This window comes from Rhizobium sp. AN68 (genome assembly GCF_030758035.1).
Taxonomy (GTDB): Bacteria; Pseudomonadota; Alphaproteobacteria; order Rhizobiales; family Rhizobiaceae; genus Agrobacterium; species Agrobacterium tumefaciens.
The window spans coordinates 543,236-569,057 of sequence record NZ_JARWMI010000001.1 but is presented as its reverse complement, the minus strand read 5'-3'; the positions used below and the strand labels follow the sequence as shown (position 1 = coordinate 569,057).

Genomic DNA, 25,822 nt, shown 5'->3' with positions numbered 1-25,822 from the left:
CGGCTAGAACTCCTTCAGAAAATTGCGCACTGCGGCGTGGAAACCAGCGACATACTGCGTTCGGTCGCTCGTCTTGGGTGTGATTTCTGCAAAGCGCGCATCCCTGATGCGCTCGGTAAGAGATCGAGCATACGACAGTGGATGGATCAGATCTTTTTCGTTCCCGATCACCAGCGTCGGGATCGACAGACCGGCGACCTCGTCGTCGGTAACCCCTGGACCGTCGTTCGAGATCGCAGCGAGAAGCGCAGCGGTGACCTCGATCGGCTGGCGGGAAAAGAACCCGAGCAAGGATGTCAAATTGTCCGGAGCATTCGCTGCAAGACGTTGTCCAATTTCCCCAGCAATGAAGGCCTGCTTGGCAGCATCGGGAGAAAGAATACCGAGCAGACGACCGACCTCTGCATTTGGCGCCATGTTTTCGGGTGCAAAACCTGTCAGCCAGGCCGGGCGCGCGACGATGAGTGCCTGAACGAGATCAGGGCGCTTGATCGCCAGGCGTAAGGATATGGCTGCCCCCATTGATATGCCGCCGACGATCACCGGTGCCTTGAGCTCTTGCTCGATGAAGTCGGCAATATCGCTCGCGAACGTCACGATAGACATTTTGGTCAGATCGCCGGGTTCTGAAGCACCATGGCCCCGCGCCTCGACCGTTACGCGCCGGAATCCGCACTCGGGCGGAAAGGCTTCTCGGGTCTGGCCTGCATCACCGCAGAGCCCATGCAGGAAAACGACGGGCGGCCCATCGCCCTCGATATCGACGTTGAGCCGGTTTCCATCTCTCGTGACGAACGGGCGGGAAAGTCTCATTGGCTCGCCCCGGCGCTGCTCTTCAGTTTTGAAGCAAGGAACGCGGCAACACCATCGGCCTCCGCGGCGGATAGACCATGGGTTATTAAGCTACCGCCGAAGCCGATCGCGGCAAGGCGACGGAGATAATGGTTGTAGTCCAGAACGCCCTTGCCGGCCGTCGCAAAGCGTCCGTCGCTGGACCGGTCCTTGGCATGTGCCATCACGATCCGATCGGCAAGCAGATCGATTGCCGAGGAAACGATCGTCTGCTGTTCCTCCGGCGTTTCCACCTCGAACAGGTTGGCTGGATCCAGAACGATCTTGAGACGAGGGCTCTTGAGTTCGTCGATCAACTGCCGGGCTTTGGTGGCCGAATTGATGACATTGGCAAGTTCGGGTTCAATACCGAGATCGACATCGTAGCGATCGGCAATTTCGATCGCAGTGCCCATTGCTTCGAGCAGGTCACGCCAGGCTTCGGGCGTGTTGTTGTCGGGATGCTCTTTCCACTGGTCGACAGCGTCGCGCGTGCCGGTGCAAAGAGTGATGAGACGCGTCGACATCGTGGCACAACGCTCTGCCAGAATGGCCAGCCTGCGGTGACCGGCGTGCCGCACGGCGGGGTCGGGGTGGATCATGTTATAGGTGCCGGACACGGCGACGATTTCGACACCGGCTGTGGCGGCCGCATCGGCTACCGAGCGCGCCTGTTCCTCGCTGATTTCGTCCGGCATGGGTGCCAGACCCGAACACGCCATATTATACTGTGTGGAAGAAAACCCGGCTTTGGCGACGGCCTTGAGCACAACGCCCGGATCGGTGCCTTCGAAGGTTTTGGCAAAAATTCCGAGCTTCATCACACGCCACCTGTGACGTCGGCAAGCGCCACCGGCTTACCGGTGTCCACTGAGCGGGCGATGGCGACCATGGCTTGAACCGATGCGAGACCGTCATTGATATCGGCGCCTTCAATCGGTGCGTTATCTAGGATCGTGCGGGCAAAGCTTTCAACTTGACGGCGGTAGAAATGACCATCGGCGCCGAGCACGCGGTAGGTCGCGCCATCGGCTTCGCGGAAGATATCCACTTCGCTCGACTTGTAGTACCAGGGATTATAGGTCTTTCCGAGGATGCTGCCATTCTTGCCGTAGATCTGGAACCCTTCGTGCCAGTCCATCCGTACCTGAACGGTGAGATCGAGATGGCCGAGCGTCCCGGCGGCGAACTCGACATCCACGAACCAGCACCAGATACCTGCCCGTTCCGAAAGTCGCGCGTGGACCGAGACGATATCGCCGGCCAGATAGCGGGCAGTGTCAATAAGATGGCAGCCATGGGCCAGCATGTAGTAACGCCGCAGATCGGCCTTGGGATTTTGAGAGGGCTTGCGGGCATTGGCGCTGGTGACGATGAGCGGTTGGACCGCATCCGTCATTGGGTAGCGATGGGTGTTGTCGCAGTACCATGCCTTCAATGCAATCAACTCACCCATTTCATCGGCAATGAAAGACTTTGCAGCCTGCAAGCCTGCGTCAAAGCGCTTCATGTGGCCGACCTGCAATATCTTGCCGGACTTTTCGACCGCATCCTTGAGAACGAGGCACTCCTCCACTGTCACGCCAATCGGCTTCTCGCAAAGGACGTGCTTGCCGGCTTCAAGAGCCTTGATGGATGCGGGGACATGGAAGGCGTCAGCCGTCGCGATGATAACCGCGTCGAGGTCCGGATCAGCGAGCATCGTGTCGTAGTCGTTGTAGGTTTTTTGCGCACCATGGGTGATCGCCATGCGTTCGCGCAGATCGTCGGCGACATCGCAGATCGCATAAAGGTCGGCGTTGACCGCTTTTGTGCAGCTTTCGAAGTGAGCGGCCTGTGCAATCTGTCCCGCACCGAGTACGCCTATGCGAAGGCGTCGTTCTTGTTTTGCTGGCATCGAGAATTTCCTTTGATCGATAGTTAGAGCGCGGCGCCGGTGTCAGCGTCAAAAAGAACGGCTTTCGAGAGGTCGACGGCAAAGCGGGTCTTTTCCCCGACGCGGATCAGGGAGCCTGTCGGTAGTCGGGCCATGATGTCGCGCTCGCCCAATTTTGACGCCACGAAGATGTCGGGACCGGTCGGCTCCACGACCTCGACGTAGACGTCGATTGTCGGAAATGGCGCGGCCTCGTTCCCGACCAGCGTTAGCCATTCGGGCCTCAGTCCCAGAAGGACCTCCTTGCCTTGCGGAGGCTTGTCGAAAGCGGAGGCAGGAACCGGCAATGTTGCATCCGCGCCGTGGATCGAAAGGCTCTGAGAGCCGCTTGCGATCACTGCGGGAAGCAGGTTCATCGGCGGCGATCCCATGAAGGTCGCGACAAATACGTTTGCGGGACGATCGTAGATATCTTCTGGAGTTCCAAACTGCTGCAGGATGCCGTCTTTCATCACCGCAATTCGAGTCGCCATGGTCATGGCCTCGATCTGATCGTGCGTGACATAGACGATCGTGGCCCCGAGCCGCTGATGCAGTTTCTTGATCTCCGTGCGCATCTCGACGCGTAGCTTGGCGTCGAGGTTCGACAACGGTTCATCGAACAGGAAGATTTTCGGTTCACGAACAAGCGCCCGCCCCATGGCAACGCGCTGGCGCTGTCCGCCGGAGAGCTGGCCGGGGCGACGATTGAGCAAATGACGGATCTGCAGCAAATCTGCGACCTTGCCGACGCGTTCCAGCCGTTCGGGCTTCGGCATCTTGCTCATCTCCAGGGAGAACCCGATGTTCTGCTCCACGGTCATTGCCGGGTAGAGCGCATAGGACTGGAACACCATTGCAATGTCTCGTTCCTTCGGTTCGAGCCCCTGGACAGATTTGCCATCGATTGTAATCGAGCCCGACGTATGGTCGTCCAGTCCTGCGATAATCGAAAGCAAAGTCGATTTTCCGCAGCCTGAAGGACCCACAAGGACGAGGAACTCGCCATCTTCAATCGCGATATTGATGTCCTTGAGAACTGTCAGACTGCCGAAGCTTTTGTTGATATGATTGATCGCCAGATTAGCCATCGTCTTTACCCCTTCACTGCGCCGGCCATCAGACCACGAAGGAAATACCGCCCTGCTGCCACGTAGATTACTATGGTGGGGAGCGCGGCGATCATCGCGGCGGCCATGTCTTGATTGTAGGCTTTGGTGCCTGTTGATGTGTTGACCAGGTTGTTCAGCGCGACGGTGACAGGCTGACCGGAACCGGCTGCGAACGAGACCCCGAACAGGAAGTCATTCCACACACCTGTGAACTGCCAGATGATCGATACCATCACGATCGGCCATGAGATCGGCAGTAATATCCGGAGGAACACTGCCCAGAATCCTGCACCGTCGATGCGCGCCGCCTTGAAAATTTCGACTGGGACAGTCACGAAATAGTTTCTGAAGAACATGGTCGTGAAGCAAATCCCGTAGACGACGTGGACGAGAACTAGACCCGGTATCGTACCGGCGAGTTTCAGTTGACCAAGGAGCCCGGCCATCGGGATCAGCACGATTTGCAGCGGTATGAAACAGCCGAACAGAATGAGGCCGAACAGAATATTATCGCCCTTGAAGCGCCAGTTTGCGAAAATGTATCCGTTCAGCGCGCCAAAGCCGACCGAGAGCAATGTTGCTGGTATGACAATGAGGAAGGAATTGCCGAAGTAGCCCTTGAGACCCCCGCAATTGACGCCGATGCATGCTGAACCCCAGACGTGCTCCCAAGCTTCAAAGGTGATGGCTTGCGGAAAGGAGAGGATGTTTCCGGACCGGATCTCATCCATGCTTTTCAAGGATGTGAAGAGCATGGAAACGAGTGGCGCCAGGAAAACAGCGGCGAGAAGGGTCAGGCATCCGTAAATGAAGTAGCGGCCGAGTATGCGGGCCACTTTCACATTGGTTCCCCTTGCCAGAATCGCCGCGCTATCGGCATCAAGTTGCAGGCTCATCGCGCAGCTCCGAGTAAAGGTAAGGAATGATGATGCTTGCCAGGGTGACAAGCATGACGGTTGCACTGGCCGCACCGACCGCGAGCTCATTGCGTGTGAACGTCATCGAGTACATGAAGGTAGACGGAAGTTCGGTCGACACGCCCGGGCCGCCCTTGGTCAGCGCCACGACAAGATCGTAGCTCTTGATGGCAAGATGGGCTTCAATCACGAACACAGTCAGGAAAGCCGGTCGAAGTGCCGGAATGATAATGCGGGTGTACACCTTGTGTATGGGGGCTCCGTCTATCCGGGCGGCGCGCAGGATCTCGGTATCGACGCCACGCAGACCGGCCAGGAAAAGCGCCATAACGAAACCCGTTACCTGCCACACGCCGGCGATGACGATCGTGTAGATCGCGCGGTCCGGCTCGATCAGCCATTGAAATGTGAAAGACGTCCAGCCGAGCCCACGCATCATATGCTCCAGGCCGAGACCCGGATTGAGCAGCCACTGCCAGATCACGCCCGTGACGACAAAGGAGAGCGCCATCGGATAGAGAAAGACAGCACGGAAGACGCCCTCGAAGCGGATGCGCTGATCAATCAGAATGGCGATAAACAGGCCAAGACAAGTTGCCCCGATGATGTACAGACAGCCAAAGATCGCCATGTTTTCAATGGCCGTGATCCACCTAGGGTTCTCGAAAAGTCTTGCGTATTGACGCCAGCCGACGAAGGAGAAATTGGCAAACATCTTGGACCCGGTGAAGGACAAGAGCGCCGTGTAGGCGATGAAACCGTAGACGCAGACCGTGACGACCGCGATAGACGGCGACAAGACGATTGCGGGCATTACCTTGCCGAGGCGTTGTGAAAAGGACATCTGCTGGCTCGGAATCGAAAGGCGGTGTCCATGAAACGGAGGACACGCAGCCTAGCTGCAGGGTACCCCCACCGCCTCGCGACGGCAGGGGCAGGGAGGAACTTGTTACTTTGCCGCGTTGATCGAGCTGATCAGAGTGACCACGGCATCCTTCGACGACATGTCCGAATTAAAGTGCTGCGTCACGACGTCGAAGATCGCACGCTGGATCGATGCGGGCTCTGCGTGACCGTGGGCAAGGGAACCCATGAGAGTACCGCTCTTTTCCGCCGACCTCAGGTCGGCCATGGACTTCTGCGCGCAGGCATCGAACTTGTCGCCTGGGACATCGGAACGAGCCGGAACGGATCCCTTCACAAGATTGAAGGCTTCCTGGAATTCAGGAGACATGACGCTCGATGCAAGCTTGGTCTGAGCGTCGAGCTTGTCGGCGCCAACGGGGAACATTGCCAGGAAGTCCGTATTGAAAAGAAACGAGCCTTCTGTGCCAGGTGCAGTGACACAAAGAATATCGACGCCCGGGGTCAGGCCGGCTTTGACGATTTCGCCCTTGGCCCAGCCACCCATAAGCTGCATCGCAGCGTCGCCGTTGAGCACCATGCCGGTTGCAAGGTTCCAGTCGCGGCCGGAAAAGTTCGGATCGACGTAACCGCGGATCTTGCGCATCTGATCGAAGACCTTGATCATGGTATCGGAGCCAAGTGCGGTCTCGTCAAGATCGATAATAGCCTTCTTGTAGAAGTCCGGCCCTCCAAGCCCGAGAACGACGTCGTCGAAGACAGTCGCGTCCTGCCAAGGTTGTCCGCCATGCGCCAGCGGGGTAATTCCCTTTGCTTTGAGCTTGTCCGCAACGGCGTTGAACTGATCCCAGGTCTTCGGCGGCTCCAGGCCGTTGTCCTTGAAAATCTTGGCGTTGATCCACACCCAGTTCGGGCGGTGGATGTTGACGGGTACTGCCTGCCACTTGCCGTCATGGACAGCGAACTGCTTTATCTGGTCCGGAACGACCTTGTCCCAACCCTCTTTCTGGGCAACTGATGTCAGATCGCCCAGAAGGTCCTGCTCTGACCATTCGTTGACTGCCATGCCGAGCAACTGGGCAGCGGTGGGCGGATTGCCTGCGGCGACCCGTGCTTTAAGAGTCGTCGTCGCGGCTTCACCACCACCACCTGCAACCGGCATATCCTGCCAGCTGACACCTTTCTTCTGCAAATCTTCCTTTAACACGCCAACTGCTGCAGCCTCACCGCCGGCAGTCCACCAGTGCAGCACTTCGACACTTTCAGCCGCGAACGCGTGGCTGCTGACCGAAGCACCGAGGGCAGCCGTCAAGGCCATCATTTTCAAAGCTAGACGCATGTGGTCCTCCCAACCAACCGGCCCCATGCCGATTTTCAAGACAAACGACACTCCCTTCGTTTGTTTCGTTTGCAAACAAACATATTCGGATTTATGAGTCAAGCGAGTTTGTTTTGGAGTCGAACAATGTTAATCGGAATTACTCTGCTGCTTGCATTCCAGCTGATAGGCGAGGCAGCCGCCTACTTCCTGCACGGTTTAGTTCCGGGCCCGGTCATTGGAATGCTTCTGATATTCGTTGCGTTGAGCCTACGGCGCGGGCGGTCGCTGGTGGCGCAGGCGGCCCAGGTTATCTCCACGTCGAACGCACTTCTGGCTAATTTCGGCGTGCTTTTTGTTCCGGCAGGTGTGGGGATCGTGCAGCATTTCGATCTGATCGCTGAGCGAGGACTGGCGTTGTTCACGACGATTATCGCCTCTACCGTAGCGACGTTGATCGTCACGGTCTGGTGCTATCTTGCCACCAAACGCCTGATGGGGAACGCAAACAATGGATGAAGGGCTCTGGATTTATCTATCGGCGTCACCGCTCCTGTGGCTCTCGATAACGCTCCTTGTCTGGATTACCGCACTCAAGATCGTGAAAGTTCTTCCTTCCAACCCCCTCATCAACCCCGTTTTCCTCTCGGTCGTGACCATTGTCGGCCTACTGTGTGTCTTTGACATTCGTTACCAGACGTATTTTGGCGGCGCGCAGTTCATCCATTTTCTGCTGGGACCAGCGACAGTCGCGCTTGGCATACCCCTCTACGAAAAGCTCAACCTGGTCAGAGCCAATCTCATTCCGATGGTTGTGGCACTGGTCGCCGGAAGCCTGACTGCGGTGGCCAGCACGGTTTATCTGGGTCACGTTCTCGGATTCGATCAGACGGTCGTGGCTTCGCTCGCGCCAAAATCTGTCACCGCGGCCGTCTCCATGGCAATTTCGTCAGGTTTGCACGGTGATCCGGCCCTGACCGCAGCCGTTGTCATTTTGACGGGTATAACAGGCGCCGTCATCGTGACCCCGCTGATGAACGCGATGAAGATCGGCGATTACAGTGCTAGAGGTTTTGCTGTAGGGCTTGCATCGCACGGGATTGGTACGGCACGCGCCTATTCAGTGGACCCGGTTGCGGGGCTTTTTTCAGGCCTCGCCATGGGATTGAATGCAGTTGTCACTTCCTTGATTGTACACCTCTTTTTCTGACGCCTTCGACTGGGAGACCGCTAATGTCCATGCCGCGCGCCGTAAGGCACATCAACGAGGTCCGCGCGCTGGATGTCGTTTTTCGCCATGGCAGGATAAGCCGGGCGAATATCGCCAAAGAACTGGGCATGGTGCGCTCCACAGCCAGCAGCATCGTTGCCAGCCTGGCGGATGAGGGTTTGCTCATCGAGGATTCGTCTGAGGATGATAAAAGTGCAGGAACGGGTCGCCCGGGCACGTTCGTTCGCATCAATCCGAACTATGGGATGTTTATAGGCGCGGATATAGGCGTCGGCCGAATGAATGTTGTCGCTCTTGATATGGAGGCAACGGTGATCACGCAGTCCAGGTCGGACTTCAGTCTCCAGGAGGCAAGCCCGAACCTTGTTGTGCAACGGCTGGTGAACGCGGTTGAAGATATCAGGGAACGGCTTGGAAAGGACTATCGCATTCGGGGTCTGTGCCTGACCGCGCCGGGCGTAATCGATCGGAATGGTACGATATTGCGCGCTCCAATCCTTGGATGGCGCGAAGAACCGATCCTGGAGAAATTGCAGCAACAGCTGCCTGACATTCCGTTGCTGGTTGCCGAGAACGATGCCAACGCATTTGCAATTGCCGAGATCTACCAGTCCAAAGATGAGCGCAGCGATACGGAGATCTACATCTATCTCGACGCCGGCGTCGGCGGGGCGATCATGAATTCGGGTCAGCTTCTACGTGGTCAAGATGGCTATGCCGGCGAGCTTGGCCATATTATACTTGGGGACGAGGGCTTCGTTGAACTGGCCACGATTTCCGGATCGTTTGAAAGTTTTATCGGACGGGAAGCCGTCCTTGCTCGCTACCGCTTTCACGGTGGGTCAGCAGGAGATATCCAAGCCTTCATAGAGGCCGCAAAGCGGCAGGAAAAGGCAGCTCTCTCGACACTCAAGGATTGGTCATTTTATCTGGGGCGAGGAATTGCGACACTCACAAGCATCTTCAATCCCGCCCGGCTTGTGCTCGGGGGCCCCGTCGCCGCTCTATTTGATCTCTGCCGGGTAGAGACGCTGGAGAACGTGACCAGAAACCTCCTCGACGGGCATCCAATACCCGCGATCAAGCTCTCGTCGCTCGGCCTCGAGGGTCCCGCTATCGGCGGCGCATCAATGCTGCACAAACAGATGTTCTCCGTCGATGAAAACCTCGTATTTGGCCGCCCAAGAACGGAGACTATACGAGAGAAGGCTCAGTGATCAGGTACGGATCAGCCGCAAGGCCCCGTTGACGATTTTCGGCCGTATGCGCTCGTAGTTCTCGAATTGCTCGTGATCAGCCTTCATAGGTCGCTTGTGCGTCTCGCTAATGATGCAGACCTGGCACCCGGCCGCGGTCGCGGAGCTAATGCCAACCTCGGCGTCCTCGAAAACCAGACAACGCGCGGGATCGACTGAAAGACGCTCGGCGGCAAGAATGAAGCAATCGGGAGCGGGTTTTCCTTGCCGCACGTCCTCGGACGTTACGATTGTCAAGGGCATTGGCAAACCCGCAGCTTCGATCCGTCTTGTCGCGAGGGCAGCCGGCGCGGAGGTTACGATGGCCCAACGGTTGGACGGGAGGCAACGTAAGAAATGCTGTGCACCGCCAATCGCGAACACGCCTTTGATCTCGTCGATTTCCGCTTGCGTTATGGCGGCGGCCTCGGCCTCCGGATCGACACCTGGAAGGCCAAGGGAGGAAATCGTTTCGAACGCTCTTCGTCCATGAATTGTCGGCAGGAAAACCTCCGGATTTAACCCGAACTTCCACGCCCACGCTCCCCAAACACGTTCGGCTGCTGCAATCGAGTTGAGGATGGTCCCGTCCATATCGAAAAGGAAGGCGTCGAATGTGGATGCGAAGAGATTGGGCAAGGCCTGTCACCTGACTTTGGAATATCGCTCTAATACAGCTTACTCGGGTACAATGACGCCCTTGCGCAAAATGACACTTCCATAGAAGCGCCGCTCTCCCGTGACAACGACTGTATGAGCCGCACGAACTCGGTCTTTGAATTCATCCGGCTCGACTGCTGTCAGCTCAACTGGCTTGCCCTGCGTCTTCTCAAGCCCAGCGCTGTAGTCTTCGAAAACGGGCAGGATCTTGGCAGCATCGCCTTCTGCAATCATGCGCCATGCGACGTGCGGGTCCTGCTCTTCGATTGGAAAGATCTTGAGAATAGCTTCCAGCGCTCGGGGCCCAGAGACACCATCGAGACGGATGAGACGTTCGTCGCCAGCATCGCACGGGAAATTTGCGTCAACGATGGCGATATCGTGCCGATGTCCCATCGATCGAAGAGCGTAGAGAAGTTCCGGAGAGAGAATGGGATCGATTAGTTTCAGCATCTGTTTCCTCCACTAGATGTCTATTTGCGTTTGTATTATACAAATACAAATTAACTGTCAAACGTGTTTGGCGTCCCTCCTCGTATTAAACGGCAGGTAGTCCTGGAAGATCGAAAAGGCTTTCGCGCAGAAGGGCGGCAGCCCCAATGGCAGCTCCGTCACCACCGAAGCGGGCAACCGAGATCGGAGGAACATTGAACCCGTGAACGAGATTTTCAGAAAGCAGGCTCTCGACCCGCTCCGCCACCCTTGGATATAGGACGGCAAGCGGTCCACCCAAGACGATTGTTTTAGGATCGAGGATGTGAATAAGGTTCAGGAAGCCGGTCGCCAAGCCCAATGCCCATTCGTCGAGAGCCTGATTGAGAGCCAGGGATTTTTCAAGCGTCACGAGCTTGCTCAACCCCTCGGGAATGGGGACACCCTGTTCGATAAAGGGGAGAAACCGCTGATAACCGGCGAGGATTTCGAAAGTGTGCGTCGCCGCCATTCCAGGCTGCGCACCCATGACCATATGCCCGACTTCACCGCCAAGACCGTGGGCACCTTCCACCACGCGCCCCTGACGCAAATGGGCGCTGCCGATACCCTGCGCAAGCAATAGCAGCAGCACGTCGCTCAGATCGCTCTCCGGTGCATCGGCGGCTACCGCGCTCGCAAGAGCCACGGCATCATTACAAATCTGAACCTGCAATGATGATCGCATAGCATCCGACATCGCAGACACCACGTCAACATCCCGCCAACTCAACCAGGGTGCGGAGATGATCCTGCCACCGCGCACGATGCCCGGCGCAGAAATGCAGACACCGCGCACACGCGACGCCCGCACCTTCGACATGTCTATGAGTTCGTTAGGCAAGCTGGCGAGCAGCTCGATCACCCGTTTTGGGTTGTCGTATCGGTCGCCGATGGACACAATTCGCTTCGCGATCACACGCATCGAGAAGTCGATCAGAACGGCATTGATTTCGGCCGATGAAATATCGAGACCGATAAAGTAAGCGCCGGCCGGGTTCAGCGATACGAGAGCACCAGGACGCCCGGCACCATTGGCCTCAGCGCTTTCATTCAAGTCAATAACCAGGTTTTCCGCAAGTAGTTGTTTAATCGAATTGCCGACTGTCGCCCGCGTCACGTTCAATTCGCGCGCTATATCGGCGCGCGACAAAGGGACGTCTCGGCGTAGGACGCGAAGACAACGCACAGCATTCATGTGTCTCAGGACACTATTCGTCGTCACGGTTCCTCCCAGAGACAACATTGGTTGGTCAGGAGCTGTTATCAGGTATTGGCAACGCACTCGAATCGTTGCCGAAAGTACACTTTGACGCAGTAGCAGATGCCCGCGTGCAAGCAAAGGTTCGGATGAACGGCGTCATGCGACCGACCATCCCCCGTCGACCAAAAGATTGGCGCCGGTGACAAGAGATGCAGCCGGGGATGCAAGGTAGACGACAGCACCGACGACGTCATCCGTATCACCGATACGCCCGAGCGGTATATGGCCTACCGTGCGAGCGTAGAAATCCGGATCGGCGAGGACCGGACGGGTCGAATCGCTCCAAATGAAGGTGGGAGAGACCGTATTGACCGTGATACCGTATTGCGCCCATTCGGCGGCCAGGCAACGAGTCAAATGATTGATCGCTGCCTTGCTCATGCAATAAAGGGATTCGCCGCGAAGCGTCACCGTGCCGGCCTGCGAACTGATGTTGATGATACGGCCACTTTTCTGTTCTATCATGTGGCGGGCGACGGTTTGTGTGACAAGGAACGTGCCCTTGATGTTGACATCGAGGATCTGGTGGAGATCCTTTTCCTCAACGAGTTCCGCAAGATTGCCTGGTGCGACGCCGACATTGTTCACCAGCACATCGATTTTTCCGAATGCTGCAACCGCTTCGGCAACTGCTTCGGCGATCTGGCTACTGTCTGCGATGTCCATCGTAACCGCGAGAACACGTCCACCCGTCGTTCTCAATTCGGCCACAAGGTCTGCAACCGCCTCCACGTTGCGGACGCCGATGACGACATCGGCCCCGGCCGCCGCGCAGGCGAGAGCACAGGCGCGACCGATACCGCGGGCTGCGCCAGTGACCAGCGCCACTTTCCCATCGAGACTGAAGTTCGGTGCTTTTACTGTCATGTTTCTGTCCATTCCAGGGTTGGCTTGCATTATGCCGTCGCACCGGCCAGACGGGCGGGCTTGCGGCCGAGGATAATCATTTCGAGGGCATCGTCCTGTGTCAGATCGCATGTCGGGTACGAGCCGACAACGCGGCCGGACTTCATTACGGTGATCCTGTCCGACAACTCAAAGACATCGTGCATATCGTGGCTGATCAAAAAGATGCCCAGCCCCTGCCTCTTGAGTTCCTCGATCAAGAGGCCGACATTTTTCGTCTCCTCCGGTCCCAGAGCGGCTGTCGGCTCGTCCATAATGAGGATCGAGCATTGAAATGAAGGGCGCGCGCGATGGCAACTGCTTGACGCTGCCCGCCGGACATAGACCTGACCGACAACGTCAGGGAGGGGATCCTCAACCGCATCCGGTCGATCGTCTGTCGGGCGCCATGCTCCATTGCTTCCGTATCCAGAAAGCCGAAACGATCCGTCTGTTCACGCCCGAGGAAAAGGTTGGAAATTGCGTCGAGGTTATCGGCGAGAGCAAGTGTCTGATGAATCGTCTCGATTCCCAGTTCCTGGGCGTCGTGGGGCGACCGGATGTCGACCGATTTGCCATCGATCAGGATCTCGCCGCTGTCTGCAGGGAAAACCCCTGATAGCATTTTGATGAAGGTCGATTTGCCAGCGCCATTGTGGCCAAGCAGGGCGACGACTTCACCAGGCATGAGCGACACACTGACATTTTCCACCGCGTGAACGCCGCCAAAGGCCTTGTTGACGTTGCGGGCTTCGAGCAACGGGGTTGTCATGATGGCCTCCTTTCGCGCCACATCGTATCAATCCACACAGCAAGCACGAGGACTCCGGCGAGCACCATGCTCTGCAGGGGGCTTGCGATGCCCATCAGAACCATTGCGCTCTGAAGACTTTGCATGATCAGGGCGCCGATGCAGCCTCCGAGGATTGTGCCGGCACCACCGGCAAGCGACGTCCCACCGATTACGGCAGCAGCGATAACGTAAAGTTCCATCATCGTTCCGGCTCCGCTTGCAGCTGCATTCAGCCGGGCCGTCAGCACGATAGAGGCCAGGCCGGACAGGAACCCCATCAACACGAAGACTTTCAGGACAACGCGCTGGGTGTTGATACCCGTCAGACGGGCGCTGAGCGGATCGCCACCGACAGCAAACACATGGCGTCCAAACCTGTGTTTTTTGGCGATGATCGTCATCAGCGTCGTAACGGCAATCAAAATGAGAACAGGCACGGCCAATCCCATCGACTCTGTCGTTCCCGGCCGTTTGTAGCTGTTCATGACTGCGACGAGACCGAATGCGCAGACGCACCAGACAGCCGCCGAGACAATGTCGAATGCCGTCAACGGATTCTGAACGCCGAGAGCTTTCTTGCGCTGATATCTGCGCACAAGATTGAAGACGATATAGAGGGTGACGACGACGGCTGCGGCCCAGCTCAAAGCGGCTCCGAGAACGCCGTTCTGTCCACCGCCGAGATTCTGGAATGTCGCGCTCAGTGGGGCGATCGTGGTGCCGTCGTTCAACTCATAAGCTGCATTGCGCAGGAAAAGCAGTCCACCGAGCGTCACCACAAATGACGGTATCCGCGCATAGGCGACAAGTGCGCCTTGGAGCAAACCGATGACCATGCCCCCCGCCAGCATGACAAGGCATGAGATCCACCAGGCGTTCATGCTGTCGGGAAGCCAGTTGCTTTGTACGAGACCACCGAGAACCCCGAGAAAGCCGACCTGAGATCCGACCGAGAGGTCGATATGACGCGTAACGATCACGAGGATCATGCCCGATGCCATGATCGCCACGACGGAAACCTGGAGCGAGAGATTGAACATGTTTCGAGGCGACAGGAATACGCCATTGGTAAGGGCGTTTGCGCAAAGCCAGATCAGGGCGAGGACGATCACCATCGCCACGAGGCGAGTGTCGCGGCCACCGCCCCCGACCGCTTGTAGCAGTCGGGGGAGAAGCTTCGTTGAACTGGACACAGGTTGGAGAATAGAGGTCATGACAAAACTCCAGCTGGAACTGCCTATTCGCAGGCTTTTGGCGGGTTTTTCGTCGCGCCTTTGCAAAGCACGTCTTTCGAGATCCAACCGGCCTTCACGACGAGGTCGAGATTGTCACGCGTGATGGCGATGGGATCGAGGATGATCGCGGGCTGCGATGCGCCGGTGGACGTCTTGCCAGGCTTTGCCCCTGTCACAGCATCGATTTTTGTGCCCTTGATGATTTCGACGGCCGCGCTTGCGGCGGCCAGTCCAAGCGCGTTCGCATCCTTCCAGACGGTCATCGTCTGCTCGCCCTTAGCGATGCGATTGAGGACGTTTTTGTCGCCATCCTGCCCGGAAATGGCAACCTTGCCCAGGAGATCCTGGCTGGCGAGGGCGGCTGCAACGCCGTTCGCGATGCTGTCGTTCATGGCGAGCACCGCATCGACCTTATTGTCGCTTGCAGTCAACACCTGTTCCATGAGCGACTGCGCGACGTCGGGCTTCCACTGCTCGACATTTTGCTGGGCAACGATCTTGATGTCGCCTCTGTCGATCGCCGGCTGGATCGCCTGCATCTGGCCGCTCTTGAAAACCTGCTGGATCGTCTGAGCAGGATCCCCGTCCATCGAGACATAATTGCCCTTAGGCACCGCCTTTAGCAGGCCCTCGCCCATGACGCGACCGACGGCGACGTTGTCGAAGCTTGTGTAGAGGACATCGCCGGTGTCGATCGGCGCGTCGTAGGCGATCACGGCAATGTTGCTGCGCTTGGCCTCATCGATAACAGGAATGATTGCCTTGGCATCCTGGGCGACGACGACGAGCACTTTCACGCCGCGAGCAATCAAGCTCTCGATGTCGGCGGCTTGCTTCTGTGGGTCGCCCTGAGCGTCTATCCCGACATACGAAACACCAGCCTTGTCGAGGACGGACTTCATTGCGGCTTCATCGATTTTCCAACGTTCGTCCTGGAAATAGCGCCAACTCACACCCACAGTGTCCTCAGCGGCGGCCACATCCGTCAGCAGCGCCACAGCGGTGACGGCGCCGGCGAGCATATGCGAAAACTTCGGCATTCTGTTCCTCCCTTTGAAAAAAGCCGCGGTCTCCCGCCGCGAGCTGTAACGCGACCTCCCGCCGCGCTATTTGTATTTGTTTAAAGCAGATACATATTAGAGTCAATCATGCCTTATCTTGGCATTATCTGCAGCCTCATCGTCGCCGCTCAATCGAATTGCTCGCGACGCAAAGCGAGCGTCGGACATCGTTGGGCGAGCGAGCGCGCTTGCATCAAAGGACACCACCGACCGCGCTTATGTGTAGCCTGCGGTCCTGATCGAGGAAGCGGCCACACCTGTTTCGCGGCAGGTTGCTTCGCTCGGCGCAAACTTAGGTATTCACGTTGCCCAAAACTTGCCCTCTCTCAGGGCAGATCGCGTTCAGATTCAACAGGTGCTGGTAAATCTGATGATCAATGCCGCCCAAGGCACGGAGGGCCAAGATTGGCCAGCCGAAATCAGGGTGTCGGCAACGGCTACGCCTGAGGGCTTCACTTTTGCGGTGGAGGACACCGGCGGAGGAATTCCACTTGATAGGTTTGGCCAGTTGTTTGATGCATTTTACACAACAAAGGCAACCGGCATGGGCATCGGCTTGCCGGTTTCAAAGACAATTGCCGATGCACACGGCGGAACAATCAGCGCAGGATCTGGCTTTGATGGGGGCGCGAAATTCGTCATTATCATTCCATCGCCAAACGACTGACTCGCAGGTGACGCGCGTGCAAATCGCGTAGTCTTCTATCGAGACTTCCGACACTATCGGCGTCATCGGTGAGATCGCTTTCGTCAACAACCTTTCGGCGCTGAACGCGGACGTAGAAGCGGCTCCTGCGGGTGGAGATGGCTGCTTTTCGGATTTCAAAGCAGCAGAGGCGCCTCGGGCGCAGACTTCTGTTTCGCCCCTAGCTCGGTTGTCCGATGGGGAAAGTACTCGACGATCACGATGGTGCGAGATTCGTGGCCGCCGGTTTTTCCGCCGCGAAACGCTGCACGAAGAAGTCGATCAGCACCCTGACCTTCCGGGACACGTGCGATCCTGGCGGACGCACGATGTAAACGCCGATCTCCGGCAGGCCGTAGTCCAACATAATCGGCACAAGGGTCCCTGCGGCAACATAGCTTTCCGCGATCACAACCGGCAGTGCAGCGATGCCCAGTCCGGCTGCCGCCCCTTCAGCAATGCCAAGGGCACTATCCGCCTTGAACCTTCCCTGCGCATTGATGACGATGGTTCGGCTGCCATCGGACACCTTCCAGCTCTCGGTGCCCTGCAGGATCGCCTGATGTTCAAGCAGATCGGAAGGCTTTCGTGGGACGCCATGGTTCCGGAGGTATTCGGGGTTGGCAAACAATCCAGCCGCGAATGCACCGATCTTCCTCGCCGTCAGGTTCGAGTCCTGCAGATAACCGACACGTATCCCGCAATCAAAGCCTTCCGCCACCAGATCGACGTAACGGTCGCTGTAGTGCGCATGGAGCTGCAAGAGCGGATGCTGGCGGGCCAGTTCGGCGAGCGCTGGCGCAAAATGCCGCGGACCGAAGGATGACGGAACGGCGACGCGCAGCCGTCCCCGAAGCTCCCCGGTTGGCGCCATCTCCTCGCGCGCAACCTCCATTTCCAGGCACATGCGCGCGGCATGCTCGCGAAACGACGCTCCAGCCTCCGTCAGCGACGCACCTCGTGTGGTCCGGGCGAGGAGCTGGACGCCCAGCTCGCTCTCGAGACGAACGAGGCGACGGCTGACGATGGATTTCGGCAATCCGAGACGTCGCGCCGCAACCGTGATCCCGCCGCCATCGGCAACCTCAACGAAAGTCTGCATATCTTCGAAGCTGACCATTATTGCGTTCCATTTTCCGTTCCACAGAGTGGCTCATCCTAGAGCTACCGTGCCGTCTATCGCAACGCTAAATTCCACTCATCGAGCGGACCTAAATCCAACCCGACAGCCGCCGACAACGCAAAAAGGAATACGACAATGCATAAGGACGTCTTTACTCCCGAGAATTCCGCCATGCTGCTGATCGACCATCAGATCGGCACGATGGCCTGGACCCACTCACACGACATCAACCTGGTCAAGCAGAACGCACTCAAGCTTGCCCGGATCGCCAAAGCCGCCAACATCCCGACCATCCTGACGTCCAGCATGGAAGAACAAATCCAGGGGCCGCTGATTCCGGAACTCAAGGAAATCCTGCCCGAGGCGTTCGAAGCCCGCATCAAGCGCCCGGGTATCGTCAACGCCATGCACCACGACGGCTTCAACCAGGCCGTCAAGGCGATCGGCCGCAAGAAGCTGTTCGTCGCAGGCGTGACCACGGAAATCTGCGTCACCTTTCCGGTCCTCCAGATGCTTGACGAAGGTTACGAGGTGCAGGTCTCGGCGGACGCATCCGCTTCTTACACCAAATACGGCGACGATATCGCCCTGAGGCGCATGGAAAAGGCAGGCGCAATTATCACCACTGTCGACCAGATCATCTCGGAACTCGCCGTCGACTGGACGAGCCCGCTCGGCCAGAAGCTCGTCGGCATCCTGAACTACCACTGACAACGCAAGTCGCTGCGTTCGGCGCGGGCGATTGTCGCCCGCGCCCGAGATCGAAGGAAACAGTCCAATGACCATCACCAAAATCCCTGCAGGACTCATGCGCGGCAATATCGGCCAGGGCTTCGGCGTCGAGATCATGTATCCGGGGCTGTCACTGACAACCGACGACAGCGGGATCGGTCCCATCGGCAGGATTGACCGCGCCCAGGTTCAGCCGGGTCATCTCATAGGCATGCATCCGCACAAGGACGACGAAATACTGACCTACATGCGCGGCGGCGAGATGCTGCACCGAGACACCGTCGGAAACGAGGAAAAGCTCGACAAGACACGTTTCATGATGATGAACGCCGGCCATCACTTCCAGCATGAAGAGCTTATGCTTGGGGAAACACCCGTCCGGGCCCTACAGATTTTCCTGCGGCCTAACGCTCCAGATCTTGAGCCAATGGTGCAGTTTCATGATTTCGTCGATGAAAACAGCGAAAACGACTGGAGACTGATTGCCGGAGCGCGGAGGGCACCGCTGACGGTGCGATCCGATGTCTCGGTTTTTGATGCACGTCTCACCGCGAAAACCGAGCTACGACTGCCAACCGCGGCAGATTCCGAGATGGCTTACCTTGTTTACGTTTTCGACGGCGAAATCGACTTGGGCAATGTCACGCTATCGACGGGCGAGAGCGCGTTCACGCGCTCATTCGACCACCATCCCAGAGCAGTAGCCGATTCTGATGTCGTCCTTTTCGCCTTCGCGCCTGACGGTAAGGTTTTTCGCGGCGGTATGTTCAGCGGAAATCAGAAGCGTAAAGCCCAGGATCTCGTCTCTTAGTTACAGACCGAGAATATTCAAACGCAAACCTCCGGTGGCGCACCAAACAGTCTCGAGCATTCCCGGCTGAACTGAGGGGCGCTTTCATATCCAACTCTAATTGCGGCAGTATTGACGCAATGCGTTCCGTCAGCATCACGTAGAGCCGCAAGGTTCTCTGATAATGCAGCGGGCTCGTGCGCCGTTCATTCGCCGAAAACGGTGATGAAATGTCGAGCTCGCATCGCCGTTTGAGCTTACAGCTTTTCTTTTTTCAGGGGCAGGCCAAAACAAGCGGGACAAGGTCCAGTTGCCGTTCCAACCGCGAGCGTAAAGCAAATCGGCCGCCTATAGGGGATGTGAACCAACGCCCCCCTATTCCGATCTTCGATTGGCAACAAGTTCTCTTCCGAACCTGCCCGGGGAGCAGCCAAGCCTTTTACTAAACGCTGTGCTGAAGGCGCTGGCGGATCTCGTAACCGATTTCGTCTGCGATCCTGTCGAGCGACTTACCGCCGCTCAATAGAGCATCCTTGGCAATGGCGATGCGCCAACGCGCTAGATATTCAATCGGAGCGCAACCAACAAGCTCGTTGAACCGCGCGGCGAAACCCGATCTCGACATGCCAGCTATTCCCGCAAGATCGGCTACTGTCCACCGCGCCCGAGCATCTTCGTGGATGGCACGCAGAACACGGGCCATGGCGGGATCACGCAGCCCATTCAACATACCCGCCGAAGCTGCGTTGTTTCCGATAATGTCCCACCTCAATGCCTCTATCAGCAGCGTCTCCAGCAAGCGCTGGATAATCAGTTCTTTGCCGGGATAGTCGGCAGCGCACTCCTCAGATAGCAGTTCGATCACGCAACCAAATCGCGTCCCGTGCCCCGCCGAAGCGGGAATATGAATTGCATCGGGCAGCAACGCGAGAAGCAGCGGTGCGTTTACACTCTCAATTGAGAAACTCCCGCCCAGCGCCACAAAATCAGGCTCCCCCCCTTGCTCGCCGTGGCGGACAGCGTGAGCCAAAGGTTCAGCCGAAATGCATGGGACACCCGGTTCGCTGCATAACGAGAACGCCGGCGTCGTCGGCAAAAGAAGAAAGTCGCCTTCGGCAATCCGAAGCGGGTTCCGGTCGCCTACCGTGACCCATGCTTCTCCGGCGAGGACGACCGTAAACCCGGGCGCGTCATACGGCTTATAGCGAACGCCCCATTGGCCGCGCCCGGAGATGGGCTTCGCTATCGCGGCGGTCGGCCGCAAGAGAGCGACGATGTCACTTAGAGGATCCATTTTTAGACGATCCATAATTATTCTTGGACGACAAACCATAGATCGTCCTCGCACGACTGTCTATTCCTATCTGACCGCAACCAAGGAGACTAACATGACAGAGACCATTCTTATCACCGGCACATCATCGGGCTATGGCAAGGCCACCGCTGTACACTTCCTGTCTCGTGGGTGGAAAGTCGTTGCGACCATGAGACGCCCTGACCCATCGCTGTTTACCGAAAGCGACCGTCTGCAAGTGCTACCGCTCGATGTCACGAGCCCCGACAGCATCGCCAGCCTTCTCGAATCAGCCGGTCCAATCGACGTGTTGGTGAACAATGCCGGGCTTGGCGGTGTCGGTGCATTCGAGGCAATGCCAATGTCCCTCATCCGACAGCTTTTCGAAACCAACACGATTGGCGTCATGGCGATGTGCCAGGCTGTCATCCCGCAGATGCGCGAGCGCCGGTCCGGAACCATCGTCAATGTCACGTCGAGCGTTACTTTGGGAGAATTCCCGCTCGCGGCAGCCTATACCGCCACCAAACAGGCCATCGAAGGCTTCTCGGCTTCGCTCGCGCATGAGCTTGACTATTTCAGGGTGCGCGTGAAGCTCGTCGAGCCAGGTTATGCGCCGACTACCCGGTTCGGGGCGAATGCCATCGTTCCTGTCTCGGAACTCCTTCCCGGCGGATATGCAGACTTCGCTCGGCCGATCCTTGAGGCATTCGGGAATCCTTCTCTGACTACCACGGAAAGCGATGTTGCAGAAGCAATCTGGCAAGCCGTTCACGATACCGGCAATCGGCTTCGCTTCCCTGCCGGAGCGGACGCTGTCGCGCTTGCTCAAGCGAGCTGACGGACATGGCGGCAAGGGCGGCAGTGTGGATTCGCGAAGTTTCTGCTGCGACACTTTCCTCTCGACCAGTTGTTGGTGAGGCTGCCTATTGCAGCAATTCAATTTGCAGGCGTTCTCGCGGACTCGATACTGTCCAGGTTTCGGGAGGCAGGCGAATGGGGACCAAATGACTAAGCCGCAAAGCTGCTCCCTACCGCATTGAAGGGAAATGAACCACGGACGTGTGCGCCAATAGCACAAGCATCTGAAAAGACTACCTATTACGCGGTTGAAAGGATCGCGCCCGCTCAGGTGGCAGCTTCGTCCAACGGCATTCAGTCAGCGAGAGCTATTTCAACTGATCATTTGATTGTCAATTGAGTGTCTGAGCTTGCGTACGTCGCGGACAGGCGGCGCCCCGAACTGCCGCAGATATTCGCGGCTGAATTGCGAGGCGCTTTCATAGCCCACCGCATAGGCGACGTCGGAGGCACTCCGGTCACCGGCGAGGAGCAACTGGCGTGCCTCCTGAAGGCGTAGCTGCTTCTGATACTGGATCGGGCTCAATCCGGTCAGTGCTACGAAGTGGCGATGCAGGCTTGCGCGGCTCATGCCAGCAGCTTCACACAGAGCCTCGATCCGCAGGCGCCTGTTGCCATGGTCGCGGATCCATTCGACTGCGCGGCGTATGCCGCCGATTGCGCCTTCCGGGCGGGCGATGTGGCGCAACAGTCGCCCGCGCGGGCCCTGCAGGAGACGATAAAGCAATTCGCGTTCCGCCAACGGCGCGAGCGCCGGGATGTCCGCAGGCGTGTCGAGCAACGCCAGCAGTCGCAGCAGCGTGTCGCGCAGCGGAGGCGTCATCGGATTGATCGCGAGACCGCTGTCAGGCGTGCCCGCATCGCGCACCGCCGGCATCGTCGATGCGACCTCGGCGAGAAGTGCCGCATCTAGGACCAACGAAATCGACACATAAGGACTGCCGTCGTCAGCATCATGGATCTGCCCGCTCAAAGGCAGATCGAGTGCGCTCACCAGATATTGAGACGCGTCGTAGCGCAGCAGGTCGTCATGGATGACCACCTCTTTCGATCCCTGCAGAATAAAGCAGATCATCGAGCGGTAGAGACACGGCGAGGTTCCTGAGGTTGCTTGTCCTACGCCGATTTCCAGGCGCGGGATTGGCGTGAGGGTCATTCCGATCCGCCCGTGGCGGAGCGCGATGTCGCGAAGGGGATGTAGGTTGTCGATCATGGCAAAGACTATGGCACCATTTCTCCCATCTGCAAAGACCTTGAGACAATCAGGCAAGCAATTGAGAGCATTAGGCGGGGCGTCGGGCCCTTCAATCGCCTATTTGACTGACAGCGAATGTGGCGCCCAAGCGGCGTGTCATCCGATAATCAAAACCTCAAGGAATGTAGCCATGTCTCAGAAGATCGCACTCATTACCGGCGCCAGCCGCGGCCTCGGTCGCAGCATGGCGCTGCACCTCGCCCGTCGCGGCGTCGGCATCGTCGGCACCTATCGCCAGGGCGCCGGGGAAGCCCAGACGCTGGTCGAAGAGATCGAAGCCATGGGCGGAAAGGCGGCGATGCTCGAGCTCGACGTCACCAAGGTAACAAGCTTCCCGGCCTTCGTCGCATCCTTCTCCGAGACGCTCGCGAGCCGCTTCGGCAGCGACCGGTTCAACTATCTGGTCAACAACGCCGGTGCGGTCGTCCACGTGCAGGTCGCTGACGCAAGCGAGGAACAGTTCGATATGATGATCGACATGCACCTTCGCGGACCGGTGTTCCTGACGCAGGCATTGCTACCGATCATCGCTGATGGCGGACGCATCCTTAATGTCTCTACGGGCTTCACGCGCACGTCGATGGCCACCTTCGGCCTTTATGCGGCAGCCAAGGCGGGGCTCGAGACGCTGACCCGGTTCATGGCGCTGGAACTCGGCGCGCGGCAGATCCGCGTCAACGCCATCGCGCCCGGTGCCATCGCCACCGATTTCGGCGGTGGTAGGGTTCGCGATAACGAACAGGCTCATGCCTTCGTCGCGAGCAAGATCGCGCTCGGCCGCGTCGGTCAGCCCGACGACATCGGCGGCGCGGTCGCAACGATCCTGTCAGACGATTTCGGCTGGGCTAACGGCACGACGTTCGACGTATCTGGCGGCCAGTCGCTCTGATCTCCATTCCTGAACATCGAGACACCATCATGACCGAGCAAAACCTCACTCTCATCAGCCACCCACTGTGCCCATTCGTCCAGCGCGCCGCTATAGTCCTCCTCGAAAAGGGGGTGGCGTTCGACCGGGTCAACGTCGACCTGTCGGCAAAGCCCGACTGGTTTCTGGCCCTGTCGCCGACGGGCAAGGTGCCGGTGCTGAAGGTGCGCCAGCCGAACGGTGAGCAGGCAATCCTCTTCGAAAGCGTGGCGATCTGCGAATATCTGAACGAGACGCAAGGCGGCGCTGCGATGTATCCCGACGATGCATTGCTGCGTGCCCGGCATCGCGCCTGGATCGAATTCGCCACCCAGACCTTTGCCGAGGGCTGGCAGTTCCTCCACGCCAGAGACATGGCGACCGCCGACGCCCGGCGGGCCGCCTTCCGTGATCAGCTGAGCAAGATCGAGGCCGAACTGGGGCGAAGGACCGTATTTTGCCGGGGCGGACTTTGGTCTGGTCGATGCGGTCTACGCACCGCTGTTCCGCTATTTCGGGATAATCGATCGGCAAGTGGCGGACCCGATCTTTGCTGGCCTGCCACGTGTGACGGCGTGGCACGCGGCACTTGCCGAGCGATCCAGCGTCAAGGACGCCGTGATCGACACCTATCCCGACCTGTTTCGCGACCACCTGCGCCAGCAAGGCGCGATGATCGCAGCTTAACAACCAGAATTCCAAGGAGTGATATCATGACCGACGCATCCAAGAGCGCGCTGATCCTGATCGAATATGTCAACGACTGGCTCTCCCCGACCGGCGGCATTTATCCGGTGTTTCAGGACCGGGAGCAGGTCGACACCGCTATCGCCAATTCGAAGATCATCCTCGAAGAGGCCCGCCGTCGCGGCATGCACGTGATCCACGCAGCGCTGAAGTTCGAGCCAACCTTCAAGGTGCTGGGCGAGGCCAAGTACGGCCTGCGCAAGATCACGCGCGACCATGGCGCGTTCCTGGGCGAGCAGGCCGATTTCTTCCCCGGCTTCGAGCCGGCAGAAGGCGAGCATGTCGTTCGCGAGCGCGCTGGCGGCAGCAGCGTCTTCGTCGGAACCACGCTCGATGGCTACCTGCGCAACAATGGCATCTTCGATATCTACCTCGCCGGCTTCTCGCTGCGCCAGTGCGTCGAGTCTTCGATGCGCAATGCCCATGACCTCGGCTACCACACCAACGTCATCTACGACGCGTCAGCCGGGTATCGGAGTGGTCTGATCGGATCCTTACTTGCCAGCCGTCTGGGCGGGGTTCGGACCGATACGCTTGCCGTGGCTGACGCGCTCGGCAGCCTTGTGCACGTGGGTATGAGTGCACTTCGTTCTCAGGCACCAGAGTTACATGACAATCTTGCCACGGTGATTGCTAGCCGGAGGCGCCATTTAGAGTTTGCCGGCCCCACTGCGGTTTCGGCCAGTGGCATCCTGAACGACGAGATTATGAACCTGAAGGGAGCAATCAAGGGTGCGGCGCCAAACCTATCGCCCGAGAACGTCGATCAGCTCGTGTTTGGAACCGTCTCAGAATGGATAATGCAATGCCCATTGGATTTCCCAGATGTCCCGTGAAAGCCCTTTCTTAGACATCCTTAATACATCCAAGTTCACGTTCACCGTCCGCCCAGAGCCTGTCGCCGGCGACTTGCGGATGGCCTGGGGGATGGCGATACTACTCCTAAGTGTATTTTACAGTCGAGGGAAAAAGGCGAGTTTTCAGAAACTCCAATTTCTCGCTCATAATGTGCGACTCGAGGAGGGTCGAGAGGAGGCACTAGGATTGATCGCGGGACGGTATCGACCACTCGACGTATCCGTAAGGGTCGAGCCTTGGCTGAACCGCGCGGTAGCGCTGAGCCATTCGATGGGCCTCGTTAGCGTTAACAAAGGTTCGGTGGTTGTTCTGACGGACGAAGGTCGCAAAGCAGCTGAGGCAGTCGCCAAAGATAGCGGCGTGCTTGACGCCGAGAAAGCCTTCCTTTCCGAGGTGGCGCCCAAACTAACTGATGGATTTATGAAAACGGTCTGGCGTCCGGAGAACCTTGTATGACTTTTAAACTGAGACGCCTCAGGCTTCGTGCGCTCACAGAGCGGGGCTGGTACGGAGTTGAACTCGGTTTCACCGACGGGCTAAATGTTCTTTGGGCCGACAACACCATGGGTAAATCAACCTGCCTTCAAGGGATGATTTACGTTCTTGGTTTGGAACGAATGCTGAGCCCTCGCCGAGAGATCCCTCTTCCACACGCGATGACAAGCCATCTTGTGACAGATACCGCATCGAACTTTCCGGTGAGAGCCTGCGCAAACATCGAAGCCTGTCAACCGAGGATGCAACTCAGGCTTGACCAGCCCGATATTCGCCGACAATG

At 58.0% G+C, this 25,822-nt stretch carries 25 protein-coding genes and 3 pseudogenes; 11 read left to right on the top strand and 17 right to left on the bottom strand.

Going from position 1 to position 25,822, the window contains the following annotated elements; genetic code table 11:
* Positions 1 to 3 precede the first annotated feature (3 nt).
* From RBH71_RS02620 to RBH71_RS02590, 7 genes are all read right to left on the bottom strand, one after another.
* Positions 4 to 813 (bottom strand): alpha/beta fold hydrolase, encoded by an 810-nt coding sequence (locus tag RBH71_RS02620; protein ID WP_111802377.1) that lies wholly within the window; start codon positions 811 to 813, stop codon positions 4 to 6.
* On the bottom strand, positions 810 to 1,652 hold the full coding sequence (locus RBH71_RS02615; RefSeq protein ID WP_111802376.1) for a sugar phosphate isomerase/epimerase family protein: 843 nt from the start codon (positions 1,650 to 1,652) through the stop codon (positions 810 to 812). Before RBH71_RS02615 ends, RBH71_RS02620 begins: the two co-directional genes overlap by 4 nt.
* A complete protein-coding gene (locus RBH71_RS02610; protein WP_113556544.1) occupies positions 1,652 to 2,728 on the bottom strand; it encodes a Gfo/Idh/MocA family protein in 1,077 nt (358 codons plus the stop codon). Before RBH71_RS02610 ends, RBH71_RS02615 begins: the two co-directional genes overlap by 1 nt.
* Positions 2,729 to 2,751: 23 nt before the next feature.
* A complete protein-coding gene (locus tag RBH71_RS02605) occupies positions 2,752 to 3,837 on the bottom strand; it encodes an ABC transporter ATP-binding protein (RefSeq protein WP_111802374.1) in 1,086 nt (361 codons plus the stop codon).
* Between the two features lie 5 nt (positions 3,838 to 3,842).
* On the bottom strand, positions 3,843 to 4,700 hold the full coding sequence (locus tag RBH71_RS02600; RefSeq protein ID WP_413373852.1) for a carbohydrate ABC transporter permease: 858 nt from the start codon (positions 4,698 to 4,700) through the stop codon (positions 3,843 to 3,845).
* 37 nt (positions 4,701 to 4,737) lie between these two features.
* On the bottom strand, positions 4,738 to 5,619 hold the full coding sequence (locus RBH71_RS02595) for a carbohydrate ABC transporter permease (RefSeq protein ID WP_111802372.1): 882 nt from the start codon (positions 5,617 to 5,619) through the stop codon (positions 4,738 to 4,740).
* A 105-nt stretch (positions 5,620 to 5,724) separates the two neighbouring features.
* Positions 5,725 to 6,978, bottom strand: coding sequence for an ABC transporter substrate-binding protein (locus RBH71_RS02590; RefSeq protein ID WP_323687047.1), 1,254 nt, complete (start codon positions 6,976 to 6,978; stop codon positions 5,725 to 5,727).
* A gap of 126 nt (positions 6,979 to 7,104) precedes the next feature.
* Between RBH71_RS02590 and RBH71_RS02585 the strand changes: the two genes are divergently transcribed.
* Genes RBH71_RS02585 through RBH71_RS02575 form a run of 3 tightly spaced genes read left to right on the top strand, consistent with a single transcriptional unit; the run spans position 7,105 to position 9,405 of the window.
* Positions 7,105 to 7,476 carry a CidA/LrgA family protein gene (locus RBH71_RS02585; protein WP_111802371.1) on the top strand — a complete coding sequence of 124 codons (372 nt, stop codon included), beginning with the start codon at positions 7,105 to 7,107 and terminating at the stop codon, positions 7,474 to 7,476.
* The gene (locus tag RBH71_RS02580) at positions 7,469 to 8,167 is read left to right on the top strand and encodes an LrgB family protein (RefSeq protein ID WP_111802370.1); all 699 of its coding nucleotides are present in this window, start codon (positions 7,469 to 7,471) and stop codon (positions 8,165 to 8,167) included. Before RBH71_RS02585 ends, RBH71_RS02580 begins: the two co-directional genes overlap by 8 nt.
* Positions 8,168 to 8,190: 23 nt before the next feature.
* A complete protein-coding gene (locus RBH71_RS02575; RefSeq protein WP_111802369.1) occupies positions 8,191 to 9,405 on the top strand; it encodes an ROK family transcriptional regulator in 1,215 nt (404 codons plus the stop codon).
* On the opposite strand, the gene RBH71_RS02570 is transcribed toward RBH71_RS02575, so the two are convergent.
* From RBH71_RS02570 to RBH71_RS02540, 7 genes and pseudogenes are all read right to left on the bottom strand, one after another.
* Positions 9,406 to 10,062 (bottom strand): HAD-IA family hydrolase, encoded by a 657-nt coding sequence (locus RBH71_RS02570; protein ID WP_323687046.1) that lies wholly within the window; start codon positions 10,060 to 10,062, stop codon positions 9,406 to 9,408.
* A 39-nt stretch (positions 10,063 to 10,101) separates the two neighbouring features.
* The gene (locus tag RBH71_RS02565; protein WP_113556545.1) at positions 10,102 to 10,536 is read right to left on the bottom strand and encodes an RbsD/FucU family protein; all 435 of its coding nucleotides are present in this window, start codon (positions 10,534 to 10,536) and stop codon (positions 10,102 to 10,104) included.
* An 85-nt stretch (positions 10,537 to 10,621) separates the two neighbouring features.
* Positions 10,622 to 11,611, bottom strand: a complete 990-nt coding sequence (locus tag RBH71_RS02560; protein ID WP_162633780.1) for an ROK family protein — start codon at positions 11,609 to 11,611, stop codon at positions 10,622 to 10,624.
* Between the two features lie 303 nt (positions 11,612 to 11,914).
* Positions 11,915 to 12,685, bottom strand: coding sequence for a glucose 1-dehydrogenase (locus RBH71_RS02555; RefSeq protein WP_323687045.1), 771 nt, complete (start codon positions 12,683 to 12,685; stop codon positions 11,915 to 11,917).
* Positions 12,686 to 12,714: 29 nt separating this feature from the next.
* Positions 12,715 to 13,475: pseudogene (locus tag RBH71_RS02550) on the bottom strand (ATP-binding cassette domain-containing protein).
* Positions 13,472 to 14,710 (bottom strand): sugar ABC transporter permease, encoded by a 1,239-nt coding sequence (locus RBH71_RS02545; RefSeq protein WP_323687044.1) that lies wholly within the window; start codon positions 14,708 to 14,710, stop codon positions 13,472 to 13,474. Before RBH71_RS02545 ends, RBH71_RS02550 begins: the two are co-directional and overlap by 4 nt.
* A gap of 23 nt (positions 14,711 to 14,733) precedes the next feature.
* The gene (locus tag RBH71_RS02540) at positions 14,734 to 15,771 is read right to left on the bottom strand and encodes a substrate-binding domain-containing protein (protein WP_323687043.1); all 1,038 of its coding nucleotides are present in this window, start codon (positions 15,769 to 15,771) and stop codon (positions 14,734 to 14,736) included.
* Positions 15,772 to 16,108: 337 nt separating this feature from the next.
* Between RBH71_RS02540 and RBH71_RS02535 the strand changes: the two genes are divergently transcribed.
* A complete protein-coding gene (locus RBH71_RS02535) occupies positions 16,109 to 16,459 on the top strand; it encodes a sensor histidine kinase (protein ID WP_323687042.1) in 351 nt (116 codons plus the stop codon).
* A gap of 235 nt (positions 16,460 to 16,694) precedes the next feature.
* Here the strand turns inward: RBH71_RS02535 and RBH71_RS02530 are convergent, their stop codons facing one another.
* Positions 16,695 to 17,597: a LysR family transcriptional regulator gene (locus RBH71_RS02530; protein ID WP_323687041.1), complete on the bottom strand. Its 903-nt coding sequence runs from the start codon at positions 17,595 to 17,597 to the stop codon at positions 16,695 to 16,697.
* A 138-nt stretch (positions 17,598 to 17,735) separates the two neighbouring features.
* Between RBH71_RS02530 and RBH71_RS02525 the strand changes: the two genes are divergently transcribed.
* The gene (locus tag RBH71_RS02525; RefSeq protein ID WP_003526149.1) at positions 17,736 to 18,311 is read left to right on the top strand and encodes an isochorismatase family protein; all 576 of its coding nucleotides are present in this window, start codon (positions 17,736 to 17,738) and stop codon (positions 18,309 to 18,311) included.
* 67 nt (positions 18,312 to 18,378) lie between these two features.
* On the top strand, positions 18,379 to 19,143 hold the full coding sequence (locus RBH71_RS02520) for a pirin family protein (protein ID WP_323687040.1): 765 nt from the start codon (positions 18,379 to 18,381) through the stop codon (positions 19,141 to 19,143).
* Positions 19,144 to 19,564: 421 nt separating this feature from the next.
* On the opposite strand, the gene RBH71_RS02515 is transcribed toward RBH71_RS02520, so the two are convergent.
* Complete coding sequence (locus tag RBH71_RS02515; RefSeq protein ID WP_323687039.1) at positions 19,565 to 20,431, bottom strand: AraC family transcriptional regulator; 867 nt, start codon at positions 20,429 to 20,431, stop codon at positions 19,565 to 19,567.
* A gap of 79 nt (positions 20,432 to 20,510) precedes the next feature.
* On the opposite strand from RBH71_RS02515, the gene RBH71_RS02510 reads away from it, so the two are divergent.
* A complete protein-coding gene (locus RBH71_RS02510; RefSeq protein ID WP_111796780.1) occupies positions 20,511 to 21,257 on the top strand; it encodes an SDR family oxidoreductase in 747 nt (248 codons plus the stop codon).
* A 333-nt stretch (positions 21,258 to 21,590) separates the two neighbouring features.
* Here the strand turns inward: RBH71_RS02510 and RBH71_RS02505 are convergent, their stop codons facing one another.
* Entirely contained in the window at positions 21,591 to 22,490 is a 900-nt protein-coding gene (locus RBH71_RS02505) for an AraC family transcriptional regulator (RefSeq protein WP_323687038.1), read from the bottom strand.
* 172 nt (positions 22,491 to 22,662) lie between these two features.
* Between RBH71_RS02505 and RBH71_RS02500 the strand changes: the two genes are divergently transcribed.
* The 4 genes and pseudogenes from RBH71_RS02500 (at position 22,663) to RBH71_RS02485 (ending at position 25,500) form a co-directional block, all read left to right on the top strand.
* Positions 22,663 to 23,421 carry an SDR family NAD(P)-dependent oxidoreductase gene (locus RBH71_RS02500; RefSeq protein WP_323687037.1) on the top strand — a complete coding sequence of 253 codons (759 nt, stop codon included), beginning with the start codon at positions 22,663 to 22,665 and terminating at the stop codon, positions 23,419 to 23,421.
* A 29-nt stretch (positions 23,422 to 23,450) separates the two neighbouring features.
* Positions 23,451 to 24,126 (top strand): annotated as a pseudogene (locus RBH71_RS02495) (glutathione S-transferase family protein).
* Between the two features lie 26 nt (positions 24,127 to 24,152).
* Positions 24,153 to 24,659: pseudogene (locus RBH71_RS02490) on the top strand (isochorismatase family cysteine hydrolase); the annotation flags it as partial.
* Positions 24,660 to 25,011: 352 nt separating this feature from the next.
* Positions 25,012 to 25,500 (top strand): hypothetical protein, encoded by a 489-nt coding sequence (locus RBH71_RS02485; protein WP_018327609.1) that lies wholly within the window; start codon positions 25,012 to 25,014, stop codon positions 25,498 to 25,500.
* The last annotated feature ends 322 nt before the right edge of the window (positions 25,501 to 25,822 follow it).

Coding starts and splice junctions, on each gene's coding strand:
- RBH71_RS02610 (WP_113556544.1), bottom strand. CDS start 2,728: ATGCCAGCAAAACAAGAACGACGCCTTCGCATAGGCGTACTCGGTGCG.
- RBH71_RS02530 (WP_323687041.1), bottom strand. CDS start 17,597: ATGGTCAGCTTCGAAGATATGCAGACTTTCGTTGAGGTTGCCGATGGC.
- RBH71_RS02485 (WP_018327609.1), top strand. CDS start 25,012: ATGTCCCGTGAAAGCCCTTTCTTAGACATCCTTAATACATCCAAGTTC.
- RBH71_RS02545 (WP_323687044.1), bottom strand. CDS start 14,710: ATGACCTCTATTCTCCAACCTGTGTCCAGTTCAACGAAGCTTCTCCCC.
- RBH71_RS02575 (WP_111802369.1), top strand. CDS start 8,191: ATGTCCATGCCGCGCGCCGTAAGGCACATCAACGAGGTCCGCGCGCTG.
- RBH71_RS02515 (WP_323687039.1), bottom strand. CDS start 20,431: ATGGATCGTCTAAAAATGGATCCTCTAAGTGACATCGTCGCTCTCTTG.
- RBH71_RS02555 (WP_323687045.1), bottom strand. CDS start 12,685: ATGACAGTAAAAGCACCGAACTTCAGTCTCGATGGGAAAGTGGCGCTG.
- RBH71_RS02525 (WP_003526149.1), top strand. CDS start 17,736: ATGCATAAGGACGTCTTTACTCCCGAGAATTCCGCCATGCTGCTGATC.
- RBH71_RS02605 (WP_111802374.1), bottom strand. CDS start 3,837: ATGGCTAATCTGGCGATCAATCATATCAACAAAAGCTTCGGCAGTCTG.
- RBH71_RS02510 (WP_111796780.1), top strand. CDS start 20,511: ATGACAGAGACCATTCTTATCACCGGCACATCATCGGGCTATGGCAAG.
- RBH71_RS02540 (WP_323687043.1), bottom strand. CDS start 15,771: ATGCCGAAGTTTTCGCATATGCTCGCCGGCGCCGTCACCGCTGTGGCG.
- RBH71_RS02565 (WP_113556545.1), bottom strand. CDS start 10,536: ATGCTGAAACTAATCGATCCCATTCTCTCTCCGGAACTTCTCTACGCT.
- RBH71_RS02595 (WP_111802372.1), bottom strand. CDS start 5,619: ATGTCCTTTTCACAACGCCTCGGCAAGGTAATGCCCGCAATCGTCTTG.
- RBH71_RS02500 (WP_323687037.1), top strand. CDS start 22,663: ATGTCTCAGAAGATCGCACTCATTACCGGCGCCAGCCGCGGCCTCGGT.
- RBH71_RS02580 (WP_111802370.1), top strand. CDS start 7,469: ATGGATGAAGGGCTCTGGATTTATCTATCGGCGTCACCGCTCCTGTGG.
- RBH71_RS02585 (WP_111802371.1), top strand. CDS start 7,105: ATGTTAATCGGAATTACTCTGCTGCTTGCATTCCAGCTGATAGGCGAG.
- RBH71_RS02520 (WP_323687040.1), top strand. CDS start 18,379: ATGACCATCACCAAAATCCCTGCAGGACTCATGCGCGGCAATATCGGC.
- RBH71_RS02505 (WP_323687038.1), bottom strand. CDS start 22,490: ATGATCGACAACCTACATCCCCTTCGCGACATCGCGCTCCGCCACGGG.
- RBH71_RS02615 (WP_111802376.1), bottom strand. CDS start 1,652: ATGAAGCTCGGAATTTTTGCCAAAACCTTCGAAGGCACCGATCCGGGC.
- RBH71_RS02620 (WP_111802377.1), bottom strand. CDS start 813: ATGAGACTTTCCCGCCCGTTCGTCACGAGAGATGGAAACCGGCTCAAC.
- RBH71_RS02590 (WP_323687047.1), bottom strand. CDS start 6,978: ATGCGTCTAGCTTTGAAAATGATGGCCTTGACGGCTGCCCTCGGTGCT.